The 15,434-nt window shown below is 61.2% G+C and carries 15 protein-coding genes; all 15 read right to left on the bottom strand.

All coding sequences use genetic code 11. The features are described from left to right. Nucleotides 1-6 precede the first annotated feature (6 nt). Nucleotides 7-2,043, bottom strand: coding sequence for an ATP-dependent zinc metalloprotease FtsH (gene ftsH / locus BR24_RS10275; RefSeq protein ID WP_496541395.1), 2,037 nt, complete (start codon nucleotides 2,041-2,043; stop codon nucleotides 7-9). A 200-nt stretch (nucleotides 2,044-2,243) separates the two neighbouring features. Then, a complete protein-coding gene (locus BR24_RS10270) occupies nucleotides 2,244-2,786 on the bottom strand; it encodes a hypothetical protein (protein WP_496541394.1) in 543 nt (180 codons plus the stop codon). 8 nt (nucleotides 2,787-2,794) lie between these two features. After that, nucleotides 2,795-4,180 carry an argininosuccinate lyase gene (gene argH, locus BR24_RS10265; protein ID WP_496541393.1) on the bottom strand — a complete coding sequence of 462 codons (1,386 nt, stop codon included), beginning with the start codon at nucleotides 4,178-4,180 and terminating at the stop codon, nucleotides 2,795-2,797. A 1-nt stretch (nucleotide 4,181) separates the two neighbouring features. Next, a complete protein-coding gene (locus BR24_RS10260; protein WP_496541392.1) occupies nucleotides 4,182-5,417 on the bottom strand; it encodes an argininosuccinate synthase in 1,236 nt (411 codons plus the stop codon). Nucleotides 5,418-5,448: 31 nt separating this feature from the next. Then, the gene (gene argF, locus BR24_RS10255; protein WP_496541391.1) at nucleotides 5,449-6,348 is read right to left on the bottom strand and encodes an ornithine carbamoyltransferase; all 900 of its coding nucleotides are present in this window, start codon (nucleotides 6,346-6,348) and stop codon (nucleotides 5,449-5,451) included. A 254-nt stretch (nucleotides 6,349-6,602) separates the two neighbouring features. After that, a complete protein-coding gene (locus tag BR24_RS10250) occupies nucleotides 6,603-8,141 on the bottom strand; it encodes an AlbA family DNA-binding domain-containing protein (RefSeq protein WP_496541390.1) in 1,539 nt (512 codons plus the stop codon). Further along, entirely contained in the window at nucleotides 8,138-8,581 is a 444-nt protein-coding gene (gene ybeY / locus BR24_RS10245) for an rRNA maturation RNase YbeY (protein WP_496541389.1), read from the bottom strand. The genes BR24_RS10250 and ybeY overlap by 4 nt, the downstream gene beginning before the upstream one ends. Next, nucleotides 8,578-9,561: a PhoH family protein gene (locus BR24_RS10240; RefSeq protein ID WP_496541388.1), complete on the bottom strand. Its 984-nt coding sequence runs from the start codon at nucleotides 9,559-9,561 to the stop codon at nucleotides 8,578-8,580. Before BR24_RS10240 ends, ybeY begins: the two co-directional genes overlap by 4 nt. A gap of 14 nt (nucleotides 9,562-9,575) precedes the next feature. Then, the gene (locus BR24_RS10235) at nucleotides 9,576-10,328 is read right to left on the bottom strand and encodes an ABC transporter permease (protein ID WP_496541387.1); all 753 of its coding nucleotides are present in this window, start codon (nucleotides 10,326-10,328) and stop codon (nucleotides 9,576-9,578) included. Further along, complete coding sequence (locus tag BR24_RS10230) at nucleotides 10,325-11,056, bottom strand: ABC transporter ATP-binding protein (protein WP_496541386.1); 732 nt, start codon at nucleotides 11,054-11,056, stop codon at nucleotides 10,325-10,327. The genes BR24_RS10235 and BR24_RS10230 overlap by 4 nt, the downstream gene beginning before the upstream one ends. Before the next feature lies 1 nt (nucleotide 11,057). Continuing rightward, nucleotides 11,058-11,990, bottom strand: coding sequence for an ABC transporter substrate-binding protein (locus tag BR24_RS10225; protein ID WP_496541385.1), 933 nt, complete (start codon nucleotides 11,988-11,990; stop codon nucleotides 11,058-11,060). A gap of 78 nt (nucleotides 11,991-12,068) precedes the next feature. Then, nucleotides 12,069-13,130, bottom strand: a complete 1,062-nt coding sequence (locus BR24_RS10220; protein ID WP_496541384.1) for an SO_0444 family Cu/Zn efflux transporter — start codon at nucleotides 13,128-13,130, stop codon at nucleotides 12,069-12,071. A 105-nt stretch (nucleotides 13,131-13,235) separates the two neighbouring features. Beyond that, nucleotides 13,236-13,526 carry an ArsR/SmtB family transcription factor gene (locus BR24_RS10215; protein WP_496541383.1) on the bottom strand — a complete coding sequence of 97 codons (291 nt, stop codon included), beginning with the start codon at nucleotides 13,524-13,526 and terminating at the stop codon, nucleotides 13,236-13,238. Nucleotides 13,527-13,707: 181 nt separating this feature from the next. Continuing rightward, nucleotides 13,708-14,226 carry a thiol peroxidase gene (gene tpx / locus BR24_RS10210; RefSeq protein WP_496541382.1) on the bottom strand — a complete coding sequence of 173 codons (519 nt, stop codon included), beginning with the start codon at nucleotides 14,224-14,226 and terminating at the stop codon, nucleotides 13,708-13,710. A 116-nt stretch (nucleotides 14,227-14,342) separates the two neighbouring features. Beyond that, a complete protein-coding gene (locus tag BR24_RS10205; RefSeq protein WP_496541381.1) occupies nucleotides 14,343-15,428 on the bottom strand; it encodes a hypothetical protein in 1,086 nt (361 codons plus the stop codon). Between the last annotated feature and the right edge of the window lie 6 nt (nucleotides 15,429-15,434).

The following is a 15,434-nucleotide window of genomic DNA, read 5'->3' as shown; positions in this document are numbered from 1 at the left end:
GTGCTTTTACTGGAGCTTGGAGCCGCCGTCGGAGTCGTCGGACTCGCTGCCGGAACCGGAATCGCCGGAGCCGGAGTCGTCCTTGTCCTCGGCGTCTTCAAGGATGAATTCCTCGTCACTGGAATCGGCGGAGCCGCTCTCTTCGGATTCGGATTTCTTTTCGCTGACCGGAGAGTATCCGGCGCCACCTTCCTTCTTGCCGGAACCGAGGTCGCGCGGCTCATTCATGATGGGCGCAGGCGGCAGCTCCTTGCCTTCCATGAGCAGGTCAATGTCGGCGCCGGTGATTGTCTCGCGCTCAAGCAGCGCCTCGGCGATCTTGTCCAACACCTCGCGCTTTTCCTTCAGCAGGGAGCGGGCCTTGTCGTGTCCTTCCTCCACGAAGCGGCGAACTTCGGCGTCGATGACCTTCGCGGTCTCTTCACCGTAGTTCTTGTCGTGGATGAGTTCCTTGCCGAGGAAGACCTGTTCCTGATTGTCGCCGAAGCTCAGAGGGCCGAGCTTTTCACTCATGCCCCACATGCAGACCATGTTGCGGGCGATCTTGGTGGCGCGGTCGATGTCGTTGCTGGCTCCGGTGGTAATGGAACCGATGGCGACTTCTTCGGCCACGCGGCCGCCGAGAAGCATGGCTATCTGATTTTCGAGATATTCCCGGTTGTAGCTGTGGCGGTCGTCCACCGGCAGCTGCATGGTCACGCCCATGGCCTGACCGCGCGGGATGATGGAAACCTTGTGAACGGGGTCGGTGCCCGGCAGCAGCTTCGCCACCAGCGCGTGACCGCCTTCGTGGTAGGCCGTGATGCGCTTTTCCTCGTCGGAAAGGATGACGCTGCGGCGCTCCTTGCCCATCATGACCTTGTCCTTGGCTTCCTCGAAGTCCTCCATTTCCACGCGGTCCTTGTCCTTCTTGGCCGCGTGCAGGGCCGCCTCGTTCACGAGGTTTTCAAGGTCGGCACCGGAGAATCCGGGGGTCCCGCGGGCCACGACGCCGAGATCGACCTCGGGAGCCAGCGGCGTTCTGCGGGCGTGTACCTGAAGGATGCGTTCGCGACCGCGCAGGTCCGGGGTGGGGACCACCACCTGTCTGTCGAAACGGCCGGGACGCAGCAGAGCCGGGTCCAGAACGTCGGGACGGTTGGTGGCCGCAACGAGGATGACGCCTTCGTTGGACTCAAAGCCGTCCATTTCCACCAGAAGCTGGTTCAGGGTCTGTTCGCGCTCGTCATGACCGCCGCCGAGACCGGCGCCGCGCTGACGACCGACCGCGTCGATTTCGTCGATGAAGATGAGGCACGGGGCGTTCTTCTTGCCCTGCTCGAAAAGGTCGCGAACGCGGGATGCGCCCACGCCGACGAACATTTCGACAAAGTCCGAACCGGAGATGGAGAAGAAGGGCACGCCCGCCTCACCTGCCACGGCACGGGCCATGAGCGTCTTACCGGTGCCCGGCGAGCCGACGAGCAGCACACCCTTGGGTATGCGGCCGCCGAGACGGGTGAACTTGCGCGGGTCGCTCAGGAACTGAACGACTTCGTAAAGCTCTTCCTTGGCCTCGTCCACGCCGGCCACGTCTTCAAAGGTGACCTTGGCGCTTTCCTGGTTGATGAGTTTCGCCCGCGATCGGCCGAAGCTCATGGCCCCCCGACCGCCTCCACCGCCGCCCTGCATCTGCCGCATGAAGAAAATCCATACGCCGATGAGCAACAGCATGGGGAACCACGACACAAGCAGGGTCATATACCACGGCCCGTCGTCCGGCGGTTCGGCCTCCACCTGCACGCCCTGATTGATCAGGTTGTCCACGAGGTTCGGGTCATCCGGGGCAAACGTCTGGAAACGCTTGTCCGCCGAGGTGACGCCGGTGATGGACTGTCCCTGGATCTTGACGGAAAGGATGTCGCCGGAATTCACGCGCTGGAGGAACTCAGTGTAGTTCATCTTGACGCTGGGCGAAGGTTGCTGGCTGAATAGGTTGAAGAGAACGACCATCAACACTGAGATGATCAGCCATATTGCGAGATTCTTGGTGAAATTGTTCAAGGATGACTCCTCGGTAAGCGGATGCGATTGGCTATCGTTGAAGCGTTTCGCCCTTAGGGCGTTCGGTCGAGTGTTTATCAACGACCTTCATAAGACTCCTGCGCAGAATTGCAAGAGGTTCGGGCAAAAAACGGCTCTTTCGGTCCGATCAGTTCGCCCAGTCACGTATCTATCGCAATTCGTGTCCACGGGCAACCGCGTCAGTCTATCTCTCCCACGAGCTTGAGCAGACGCACGGCGCGGTCGGAGATGATGTATCCCTTGCCGCTCTCAACGCCCCGGCCTTTGAGCTTGACCCAGAAGATAAGGCCAAGGTCATACAGCGCGCTGAGGCTGGAGCGATCGTACTCGTCAAGAAGTTCCTTGCGCACCAGCCCGCCGGAACGCCGCAGCTTGCTCAGATGATACAGGTCGACCAGGATGTCGAGCGTACCGGCATCGAGCATTTCTGCGTCGGGGTGCTTGGACTCGGTCAGCATGCGCCAGCGTTTTCCGGCGTCCTGCCCGCCCTCCTCGAACAAGGCCGCCTTGCCCTCTTCGGTCAGCCGATATCCGTTGGGGTTGGAACCGCAGTGGGTGAAGATGACTCCTTCCTCGACAAGCCCGGCTCCCATCAGTCCTTCCAGGGCACCTTCCGAATACACGGAAGCCAGCTTGGCCGGGAGCATTCCCAAGTACCGCTCGATTCTAGCGTAGTTCTGGATATCCCGCAGGATGCCGATGTCGGTGTCGGTGAGAGCCATCATTTCTCCTAGACGCTTTCCAGCCATGCCCGCACGGCACCGAGCTGGCCGGAAACCGATTCCGGACCGGTCCCGCCCGGCGATGTCCTGCGGCGGACGCAGGCGTCATAGTCGAGCACTTCGAAAACGTCTTCAGCTATGTTGTCCGAAAACTCGCGAAATTCGTCAAGCGAGAGATCTTCCAGCCCCTTCTCGGCCTTTTCGGCATGGGCCACGGCCGCACCTGTGATGTGGTGCGCCTCGCGGAAGGGAACGCCTCTGGCGGCCAGATAGTCGGCCAGCTCCGTGGCGTTGAGAAAGCCCTTCTCGACGGTTGCTCGCATGCGCTCGGGAACAAAGACGAACCCGGGCATCATGTCGGCCATGACCGCAAGCGACGTCGCCACGGTGCGGTCCGTGTCGAAGAACGGTTCCTTGTCTTCCTGAAGATCGCGGTTGTAGGTCATGGGCAGTCCCTTGAGCACGGTCAGCAGGCTCATGAGCGAGCCGAACACGCGTCCGGTCTTGCCGCGCATGATCTCGCACGCGTCCGGGTTCTTCTTCTGCGGCATGATCGAGGAGCCGGTGGAGTAGGCATCCGGCAGCTTCACGAAGCCGAAATTGGGGTTGGCCCAGATGATAATCTCCTCACAAAAGCGCGACAGGTGCGCCATGACCACGGACCCCGTAAACAGCGCCTCCAGCACGAAGTCGCGGTCCGAGACCGCGTCCATGCTGTTGGCGAACACGCCGTCGAGCCCGAGGTCGTCGGCCACGGCCTGCGGATTGACCGGATGCGTGGTTCCGGCCAGCGCCGCCGCACCAAGCGGAGAGACTTCCGTGCGCTTGAGGCAGTCGTCGATGCGTTCGGCGTCGCGCATGAACATCTGGCAATAGGCCAGCAGGTGATGCGCCAGAACCACCGGCTGCGCGGGCTGGAAATGCGTGCATCCCGGCAGGATGGTCTTCTGATGCGCTTCGGCCTGATCCGCAAAGGCGCGGACGACCTGCTTCAACAGGTCGCGCCACACGCGAAGGCGCGTGGAGACATGGAGGCGGAAATCCAACGCGACCTGGTCGTTGCGGCTTCGCGCGGTGTGCAGCTTGCCGCCGAGCGGTCCGATGATTTCGGTAAGGCGGGACTCCACGTTCATGTGAACGTCCTCCATGGAGGTGTCCCACTCGAAGTCGCCGGATTCAACTTCCGCGCGAACCTTGTCCAGTCCATCGACGATGCGCTTTGCCTCGTCCTCGGTCAGAAAGCCCTGCTTGGCGAGCACGCGCGCGTGGGCCTGAGAACCGCGAATGTCTCCGGCAAAGAGCTGCCAGTCAAAGGATACGGACTCCGAATATTCTTCCATGAGGGTGGCCGTCGCGTCGGCGAAGCGGCCTCCCCACATTTTCTTTTCAGCCATCTCAGCTCTCGCAGGATTCGTCGGTTTCCTTGCCGCCCCACTTGCTCTGCTGCATACGGCCTTTCAGGCGCAGGCCCACGAGCTTGATGAAACCGGCGGCGTCGGCCTGATCGTAGACAGTGTCTTCCTCGAAGGTCGCCAGATCAGCGTTATACAGGGAATACGGCGACTTGCGACCGAGGGGGATGCAGTTGCCCTTGTAGAGCTTCAGGCGCACCGTGCCGGTGACCTTCTCCTGCGTCTTGTCGATCATGGCCTGCATGGCTTCGCGCTCGGGACTGAACCAGTATCCGTAGTACACCATCTCGGCGTACTTGGGGATCATGGAATCGCGCATGTGCATGACTTCGCGGTCCATGGTCAGACCTTCGAGGTCGCGGTGGGCGATGTGCATGATGGTGCCGCCCGGCGTCTCGTAGACGCCGCGGGACTTCATGCCCACGAAGCGGTTCTCGACCATGTCGACTCGGCCGATGCCGTGCCTGCCGCCCATCTCGTTGAGCTTGGCAAGCAGCGCGGCCGGGGAATGCTTGACGTTGTTGATGGCGACCGGGTCGCCCTTTTCGAAATCGATGGTGATTTCCTCGGGCTCGTCCGGGCACTGCTCGATGGGCAGGATGTTGCGGTAGCAGTCCGGACCGGGAGCGTTCCACGGGTCTTCCAGCTCGCCGCCCTCGAAGGAGGTGTGCAGCAGGTTGGCGTCGATGGACCACGGCTTCTTGCGGCTCACGGGAATGGGAATGTCGTTGGCCTTGGCGTACTCGATGAGGTCCGTGCGGGACTTGAGATCCCAGTCGCGCCACGGAGCGATGGTGCCGATGCGCGGATTCAGCGCCATGGTGGCGAGTTCGAAGCGGACCTGATCGTTGCCTTTGCCGGTGGCACCGTGGGCCACGGCCTGAGCGCCTTCGAGTTCGGCGATCTCGACCATGCGCTTGGAGATCAGCGGACGGGCGATGGCGGTTCCGAGCAGGTAGCGCCCTTCATACAGCGCTCCGGCGCGAAAGGAGGGGAAAACATAGTCGCGCACGAATTCCTCGCGCAGGTCTTCCACATAGGCCTTGGAAGCGCCGGTAGCCTCGGCCTTTTCCTCGATGCCGTCCATTTCCTCGCCCTGACCGAGGTCGGCGGTCATGGTGACGACTTCGCAGTTGTACTCGTTCTTGATCCATTTCAGGATGATGGAGGTATCCAGACCTCCGGAGTAGGCCAGAATGACCTTATCGATCTTACCCATTTGTATATTTCTCCGTACGTCTCTTGATTTGCTACTTGAAGACCTTTTCCATGATCGCCTTCTGCATGTGCAGGCGGTTCTCCGCCTGGTCGAAGACGATGGAAGCGGCCGATTCGAACACTTCCGCGCTGACCTCTTCGCCTCTATGCGCGGGGAGGCAGTGCATGAACTTGGCGTTCGGCGCGGCTTTGGCCATGAGCGCCTCGTCCACGATGAAGCCGTCAAAAGCGGCCTCGCGGAGCTTCTGCTCTTCCTCCTGCCCCATGCTGGCCCACACGTCGGTGTTGATGTAGTGAGCGCCTTCGGCGGCCTTGGCCGGATCGCGGGTGAACGTCACCTTGGCGCCGAGGTCGACGGCCTTGTCCACAATTTCCTGATCCGGGTCGTACCCTTCCGGGCAGGCCACCGTCAGCTCGAAGCCGAACATGGCGCTGGCGTTGATGAAGGAATGGGCCATGTTGTTGCCGTCGCCGATCCAGGACACCTTGACCTTCTCCAGATCGGGGGTGCGCTCGTACATGGTCAGCATATCGCTCATCACCTGACAGGGGTGATACTCGTCGGTGAGAGCGTTGATGATGGGGATGTCGCCGTATTCGGCCAGCACGTCGAGCTTGTGCTGACCGAAGGTTCGCACCACCAAACCGTCGGCGTATCGGGCCAGCACGCGGGCGGTGTCCTCAAGGGGTTCGCTGCGGCCGAGCTGGGAGTCGCGGGACGCGATGAACACCGCGTTGCCGCCCAGATGACGGACGCCGACCTCAAAGGACACGCGAGTGCGCGTGGAAGCCTTTTCGAAAATCAGCAGAATGGTCTTTCCGGCAAGGACTTCCGGGCGAAGCCGGTCGCGCTTCATTTCGTGAGCGCGCTTGAGCATTTCGCACGCCTCGTCCTTCGGAATGTCAAGAATGGTCAGAAAGTGGTTTGCCATGGTTACTCTCCATCGTTCAAAACCTGTGTGTGGTGCGTAAACGATGGAGTTTGTCCCAATCACGACCGATTGTAAAGTCCTGACGACCTAAAGAACCCCGCAAAGCCGCGAACGGCGTGGATTTTCAGACCGTCCGCCGCCTCTTGCGAAACGCGACATTCACCAGCGACGTCGGCACGCCATCGCGATTTCGCACAAAACAACTCCCGATCCGCGAGAAAAATCGTCAAAAAACGGCGCGACGGCACATTCCGTCAGCGATGACCGCCAAATCTGCTCCGGGAGCTTCTGAGGTACTCGTAGAACTGCCGAACCGTGAGCTTGCGGCTTGCCGGACCGGAGCGGGCGTAGAACTCCTCGGTCTGACCGTTGACCAGAAAGGCCGGGGCGTCTGCGCGTACGCAATTGACGCGCAGGACACTCTTTCCGTCCAGATGCACCACGCGGGCGTTGACGAACGGCTGAAAATGCACGCCCACATGCTGACCGAGCAGATTGTTGAAGTGTAGCAGGGCGCGGTCGTCGTTCTCGAACCTGTCGTCATCCAGTCCGAGCACCTCGCCGGAGTCGCTCACGCCGATCAGCAGGGTTCCGCCCCGAGAGTTGAGAAACGCGGTAACGGTCTTAACCGAGGCCAGTTCGATCTCGCGGCCGTTCTTGCCCGCCTTGACGTTGAAACGCAGAGTCTGCTTGAATTCCACCCGCTCGTTTTCACCGCCTTCGATCAGCGCCTTCACATCCTCGGGGTTGGCGTAAGCCTGCCTGAGACCGAGCCCCTCGATGCGGCTACGGTAACGTCTGAGGAGATAAAGAGCCAGCAACGCAGCCAGCACGATGGCTCCGCCGAAGCCGTAGATGAAACGGTCACCGGTCAGCTCGGTGTTCACGCTGCTCTGAGGCATGGCCACGCCGAGGTACATGCTGTCGCCGAATGCGGAAAGCGGCTTGGAGCCGCCCCACCAGACCTCCCCGTTCACGCGGAACCGGAACGGACTGCCGCGCAGGCCATGGTCCTGCATGAGCATCTGTGCGGCCTTGCCCGCCACCGGATCCCTGAGTTCACTCGGGGACACGGCCGCCTGAGGCGTCGGCTGTTCGCCCTCGTCGACCTTCGGAATATCCATGAACCGCTCGGTCTCCCAGAACAGAAACAGCTTCTGGGCCTCGCCCCTGTCGGCACGCGCCAGCTGATCCACGACAACCGAAACCGGCAGGATGAACGTGAGCATGCGTCCCTTCTCGCCCAGCAGCCACGAAACGGTCATCCACGATTCGCCGTGCCCGTGGAACGTGTAGGCGCTTGTCCAACTGAACTGACCGGGCTCCAGCGCGGCGCGTTCGGACTGCAGCCGATGCTCCAGCGAATCGAGATCGATGTCCGGCAACCGCTTGCGGTCATCCTCGGACACGTTCCAGCGGAAGGTGCCGTCCAGAGGGTAGCCTGAAGCAAGCATGTCCCCTTCTCGAAGGACAGCCATCTCCAGCCCGGCTTCGTCGGAAACCAGAATGCCCGACATGAGCGTGCGGTCGCGCATGACTTCCATGACGCGCTGGCGGACCTGATCGTCGTCGAGGCCGCTGAACTGTTGGCGTTCTCCGGTTTCGGAGAGGACGTTCACCAGCACGGAGACGGTTCCGGCAAGCCCCTTCACGGAGTTCTCGACGGCCATGGCCGCAGCGTCCTCACGGAAGGAGCGGACGCCCCATACCGCAAGAAACCCCACCGCCAATGCGGCGAGGACCACGCTCACCACCAGTGTGCGGTAAAGAGACCTGCCTCCTGCCCACTTCATGCGGCTTCCCCGGAAACGGCGGCGACCGCCAGTTCGGTGAGCGCCTCCATCTCCTCGCCGTGATCGTACCCGGCGAGGTGCAGAATCGCATGGGCCAGCAGCCGGGAAAGGTGCTCGCGCGGATCCTGCCAGTACAGACGGGTTTCACGGGCCAGCGTATCCACGGAGAGTGCCACCTCGCCGAGATAGCGTTCTTCGCCATGGTCATCGGACACGACGCCTTCCTGCGCGGGGAAGCTCAGGACGTTGGTCGGCCCTTCGCATCCCAGAAAAGAAGAATTGAGCGCGGCCACTTCGGAGTCATCCACGAGCCGCAGCTCGAAAGACGCCTCATCCAGCCCCAGCGCGGCGAGGATATCGTCGCACAGGTCGTGCAATTCCCCATTGCCCAGCGGGAACAACGGGTCGGCGGGCGCATTGCGGACGATTTCCACGCTCACTGGCCGGCTTCCTCTGCTTCCGATTTGTCGTACGCGCTGACGATGCGTCCCACCAGCGGGTGGCGGATCACGTCTCGATCATCGAATTCGGAGACCACGATCCCCTCCACGTCCTTGAGGACGGCCCGGGCGTGCAGCAGACCCGAACGGCTGTCGCGCGGCAAATCGATCTGGGTCAGGTCGCCCGTGACCACGGCCTTGGAGCCGAATCCCAGACGGGTGAGAAACATCTTCATCTGTTCGGAGGTCGTGTTCTGGGCCTCGTCAAGGATGATGAAAGCATCATTGAGGGTGCGCCCGCGCATGAACGCCAGCGGGGCCACTTCGATAACCCTGGTCTCCAGATGCTCCTGCACCTTTTCGAAATCGAGCATGTCGTTGAGAGCGTCGTACAGGGGGCGCAGGTAGGGGTTGACCTTCTCGGCGAGGTCGCCGGGCAGGAACCCGAGCTTTTCCCCGGCCTCCACCGCAGGACGGGTCAGCACGATGCGCTTGACCTCCTTGCGAAGCAACGCGCCCACGGCCATGGCCACGGCCAGATAGGTCTTGCCGGTTCCGGCCGGTCCCACGGCAATGGTCAGATCGTTATTGCGAATGGCGTCAAGGTAGTTGCGCTGGTTGACAGTCTTGGGCGTGATCTGCCGCTTGGGCGAGCCTGCGTCCACTTCCTGCCGAAAGACGCGGTGCAACTCCGCTGAGGGATCTCGGTCGATGACCCGACAGGCAAGATCCACATCCTGCGGCGCGAGCTTGCGACCTTTTCGGAGCATACCGTAAAGCTGCGTGAGCACGCGGGCCGCGGTGTCCACCTCGTCCCCGCCGGTTACGGAGCCGGGGCCGGCGGAAATCACGGCCATGCTGCCGCGCGACTCGATGCGGACGTTGAACCTTTCGCCGACAAGGCGCAGGTGATTGTTTTCAGGGCCGAAAAGAATGGCGGCCCGGTGGCTGTCGTCGAATTCCAGCTTTCTCGTGGTCAAGTAAAATCTCCAAATCAGCTCTTTTTTCTCAGAAACATCCAGCGGCAGACACGTTTCTCGAGAAAGTCCGCCGCTTCGTAAAGCGCCGCGCCAAGGAGGCTCATGCCGATGATTCCCGTAAACATTCTCACGTAATCCATGGCCCCCCACGCGTCCATAATCAAATACCCGAGTCCGCTGGTGGTGGCAAAGGATTCAACGAAAAAAAGCACCGCCACGGCAACGCCGGTGCCGAGGCGAAGCGAGGTGAATCCGTGAGGCAGCGCCGCAGGCACGAGCACGTCGAACAGCAGGTGCCGCCGTCCTCCGCCGATGGAGCGGACCGAGTCGAAATACCTCGGATGAATCGCGCGTACGCCGTCTCGGGTCGTCACCAGAATCTGATAGCCGAGGATCAGCGAGATCATGACGATCTTGGACGCGTCGCCGAGCCCCAGAACCAGCAGAAACACCGGCAGCAGCACGATCTTGGGGATCGGATAGGTCAGAAAGACGAAAGGAGCAAGCATGGCGTCCACACGCCGCACGCTGCCCATGAGCAGCCCCAGTGGAAAGGCGGTAATCCATGCAAGCCCCATGGCCGCCAGCACCCGCCACGCGCTCGCGCCGAAATGCTTCCAGAAAACCGGAGTGGCCGCGGCCTGCGCGAATGCCGACAAAGCCTCCAGCGGGTCAGGCAGAATCCGCCCCCCCAAGGCAAGGGACGCGGCCTTCCACAGAAGCCCCAGCACCAGCAGGACCACGGCATATCGCAACATGCCTTTCATATCCCCTCCAATGTGCGACGCAGCTCGCCGAGCAGCGAGAACCCTTCGGGGGTGGTCTTGAGAGCGGGATCACCGAACCCGGGGTTGTCGAGACAGGCCACCGGGCTCGCCGGGGATCCGCCGAGCACCAGTATCCGTCTGCCGAGCGTCACGGCCTCCTCAAGGCTGTGCGTCACGAGCACAGAGGGAACGCGACGGCGCTTCCAGACGTCGAGCATGGTCTGCTGGAGCTTCTCGCGCGTCAGGGCGTCGAGGGAAGAGAACGGCTCATCCAGCAGCATGAGGCGGGGGCGCGTGGCAAAGGCCCGTGCGATGGCCACCCGCTGCTGCTCGCCGCCGGAGAGGGTCCCGGGATAGTCGTCCGCCCGTTCCAGCATCTCCAGTTCATCAAGCCGGGCTTCGGCCTCGAAGGTGCGTTTCGCTCTGGAGACGCCCTGCACTTTGAGCCCCATGGCCACGTTTTCGCGCACGGTCTTCCACGGCAGGAGACCGTAATCCTGCAGAATAATGGAGATGTCGTTCCGGGGACGGCTAACCGGTTCGCCATCGAGCAGCACCTGCCCCGCATCCGGCGCGCTCAGGCCGCAGAGCATGTAAAGAAGCGTCGTCTTGCCGCAGCCGGACGGGCCGACCACGGCAAGCGTCTCCTCTTCCCCGAGGGAAAAGGAGACGTCGGCGAGAACGGCCCGGCCGTCAAAGCGTCTGCTCAGTGATTCGGCTTCAAGCATGTCAGGGCGCGACCGGCGATACGGCCCAATCTCTGGGAATCCTCTCGTCGAGCAGGTCGTGCGCGACCATCCAGTCCTGAACCGAGTTCAACTGCTCCGCGGAGGGCAGGCTGGGCATGGGATATTCATAGATGGGGAAGTCGGGGACCAGCGGCGGCGGAATCCGGCAGCTCACCGCCATGAGCTCGCGATACTTTTCAGGATGCTTTCGGAGGAGTTCCAGCGCCTCGACGTAGGCAGCCATGAAACTCAGGTACTTGGTCGCGCTCCCTTCGAAAAAGCGGCGATGCAGGTTCAGTACGGTCAACGGGATGCCCAGCGTCTCCGCGGTAAACACCACGCCGCCTCCCCTGAAGCGCGTCAGCGAGACCAGAGGCTCGGGCAGCAGCGCGAGGTCTATCTCGTTGGAAAGAAGCATCTGGAGCCGGATGGGGATCTTCTTGATCTCCACACGCTTAAAATAGTCGTAGGGCAGCCCCTTGCGCTCCAGAATCCTGTCGAGAAGATACTCGATGATGGTGGACTTGGAGATGGCCATCTCCGCCCCCTCCACCCCTTCAAGGCCCACGCCCTTCTTGGCGGGAGAGGCGACTATGGCGAACATGGGCTGTCCCGGACGGGTGCTGTACGACGTGGTGGCGATGCGCATGGGCACACCCTTGTCGATAAGCATGTAGGTTGCGATGAGGTCACCGAAGAAACCGTCGAGCTGCCCGGCCTGCAGGGCGGTATCCCGTTCAAGGGCAGAGGAGAATTTAACCAGCTCAACATCCAGCCCGTTCTTATGAAACAGGCCCTCGGCGACGGCCACCTGAAGCGGGAGCGTGTCCAGAACCGGGAGGATTCCGAAACGGATTTTGGTAAGAGAATCGTCGGCCCGCGCAGGCAATGCCGAGAACAGAAGGATAAGCAGTACCAGCAGTTTTCTTTTCATTCGGCCACTCCGTATCAATTTGACGTTCAGTAGCACGGAAGCGGCCGAATGAAAAGAAAGCCGGGAATGTTCGGTATCCTACGAGCAGCAGTCGTGGCCGTGTCGGCGCTGCGGGAGCATGTTCCACGCGATGAGCAGGAGCAACGCGATTGCCGAAGCCGTCCCCAGCCACTCCGGGACCGCCTCGTCAACTTCGGAAAGCACCGCCGTGATATCCAGTCCGAGCCCCTCGTAAAGCCTGTCGGTCAGCCAGCCCAAGGCGATGGAACAAACCGCGATCGCGAACAGGTAGGCAAACGCCGCCCGGCGTCCGAGCGCCTTGAACATGACGGTGAGGGTCGCGCCGTTGGTGGCGGGACCTGCCAGCAGAAAGACAAGCGCCGCGCCGGGGGAAAGGCCCTTGAGGACAAGCGAGGCCGCGATTGGCGTGGAGGCTGTGGCGCAAACGTAGAGCGGGAGGCCGACCAGCAGCATGATGAAAAGCGGCAGTATACCGTGCCCGATGTTGTTTTCGATGAACCCGTCCGGAATGAGAGCGGCGATGATCCCGGCAAGCACCACGCCTATCATGAGCCACTTGCCGATGTCCGAGATCATCTCACCGAACGCGTAATCCATTCCGCCGCGGAACCGTTGCCACGCACCGGCCTTTTTCGGCTCGTCGTCGCAGCAGCCGGAACTGCATCCGCAACCGGCATGGACCAGGTTTTCCAGCGGCTCGGGCTTTTCTTCCTTGTCAGGCCCCATGTTGACCATCAGCCCCGCGACGATGGCGGTGAAAAAGGCGCCCACAGGCCTGACAACGGTCATGATCGGGTCCAGCAACGCATAGGTCACCGCGATGGAATCAACGCCGGTTTCGGGAGTGGAGATCATGAACGAGGTAGCCGCTCCCTTGCTCGCGCCCTGTCGCCTCAGCCCGAGCGCGGCCGGGAGCACGCCGCAGGAGCAAAGCGGCAGCGGTATGCCGAACAGAGCGGCCTTGACCACGGGACCGGGCCCATTACCGCCGAGATGTCTGGCCATGAATTCGTCCGGAACGAATGCCTTGAGAAGCCCCGCCACAAAAAAACCAAGCAGCACGAAAGGCGCAGCCTCCACCAGAACGTGCCACGATTCAAATATGATTTCCGTCAACATAAAATATACCCTTTCAGTCTGTCTTTAAGGGCATCATATGCACGTATGCTCAGATGTCAAATTGAAATAGCCCGCTTCTGCGCGGGCGAAAGAGGGAGAGGAGGCTTACGCCTCCTCGGAAATGTGGGCAAACCCCTGCTTGAGCAGCGCTTCCACATGCTCGTCGTCAAGAGCGTAATATACGTTTTTTCCTTCCTTGCGGTACCGTACCAGTCTGGCTGCGCGCAGCAACCGCAACTGGTGTGAAATGGCGGACTGGGACATCTCGAGGACCTCGGCAAGAGCGCAGACGCAGAGTTCCGAAATCGACAGGGCGTGCAAGATTCTCACGCGGGTATAGTCCCCGAGCGCCTTGAACAGCTCCGCCATGAACAGAAACTCTTTTTCAGAAAGCATATTTCCCTGAACGTCCTGCACATTATGCTTGTGTCCGGGGGTATTGCTGCACGCTTTGGTACTCATAAGGTTCTGCCTTGTTGTCCTGAAGGCCGCCGCCTTCCCGTCAATTCCATCCAGCCCTCCACCCGATACCACGGGTGAAGGGGCATGGATAGTATATTCGGGCCCTGAGCTGCCGCTAATCGATTATTTTCCGCACGGCCTGAAGCACATCATCGTAGTCCGGCTCGTCGGTTACCTCGGGAACGACCTGCGAATACTGGACATTGCCGGATTTATCAACAATGAAGACCGTCCGGGCCAGCAGGCGCAGTTCCTTGATGAGCACGCCCCAGCCGAGGCCGAAGGACGCATCGCGATGGTCGGACAGCGTCTGCATGACGTCCACGCCCGCGTTGTCGGACCAGCGCTTCTGGGCAAAAGGAAGGTCCATGCTGACCACCAGCACCTGCACCTTGTCCCCGAGCTTGGCGGCTTCCTGATTGAAGCGCCGGGCCTCGAGGTCGCACACGTGCGTATCCAGCGACGGCACGGTGGCGATGATGAGGACCTTGTCCTTGTAGTCATCCATCGTCTTGGTTCCCAGCGCGTTGTCCAGCAGCTCGAACCCCGGAGCCTTGTCGCCCGGCTCCACCGGATTGCCTGCCATGGTCAGCGGATTGCCCTGAAACGTGATTAACCCTTTTCTTTCGGTCATTTTTTCTCTCCTTGAATTTCCGGTTTTCACGCCACCGTATCATATGATGGGCAAAAATCATCCTAAAATGAGCGGTCCGCCCGACGAAGGACGGACCGCAACCGGACCGCAAACCGTTACTGGCGTTCCGTCGCCTTTGTCAGCATGGTCACGTTGGACTGCGTGAAGAAGCCGTCGAAGTCGCCGTAGCGGTGAATGTATTCGTTCACGATGAACGTGGAAGGCATGGGCCGCGTGAAGGTCTGCTTGAGGCCCTCTTCCGGCGAGCCCACAAGCTCCACCAGAAACTCCATGCCGTGCTCCCCGAGCGCGTCGAACGTTTTCTCGATGTTTTCCGTCCTGAATGCCAGATGGTGCACGCGGGTATTGTAGTTGTGGATGAACAGCTCGGTCGGCCCGGACTCCTCCACAGACTTGAACGGCTCTATGCCGGAGGTGAAGACCATGGCGAAATCCTCTGCCGACAAGCGCGCCACGTTGGTTATGGAGTTGAGCGCCTCCACGTAGATGGCGAAATCGAAGTGGTAGTTGGTCAGCTCCATGAATTCGATGATGGCCTTGTCGCGCTCCTCCGCTCTGACCCGCGTCGCGGCGTGGTCGAGCTCGTGAACGTCGCGCAGATGCGGCCAATCGGGCTTCTCGAAATGCCAGTCAAGGCGTTGCGCGTCATCCGGGCAGTAGACGCTCTCCCCGTCCAGCCACTGGATGTACCCGACAGAGTTGCCGGTATAGGGAGAGGGTTCGGTCTGCATGAACAGAAAGGACGGCGTACGCAACGGCTCTTCCGTGAGAAAGCGCACGCCCCGTTTCTTCTGGATGGCAACTGTCTCCTCAAGGCGCGGACATTTGAAGACCAGCGTCTCCAGCCTCGTATCCGGCATGGCATCCCCTTTCGGCCCCCTGTTGACCGGCCTGAAGGGATTCTCACCCATGATGCGAGAGGTGACCAGCATGTCGGCGCTGCCGTCCTGCCTGAGGACGCAGGTGCGCACCCCGTCACGCTCGAACGCCTGTTCGTACCTGTACCCGGTGGTGTTCAACACCTCCTGCACTGCATCCTTCTGCCGTTCCGGCTGGGTATTGATCACTATGGCTTCAAGACCGCCCACAAGCCCTTCCAGCCCATGCTCGGTCCGTTCCTTCATGACGCGGTCCACTTCGGACCGCAACCTTTCGTCGTCGTTTCTGAATGCTTCGGGCATGCAATC

Source organism: Pseudodesulfovibrio halophilus DSM 5663 (assembly GCF_059568665.1).
This window is presented reverse-complemented; position numbering and strand designations above follow the sequence as displayed.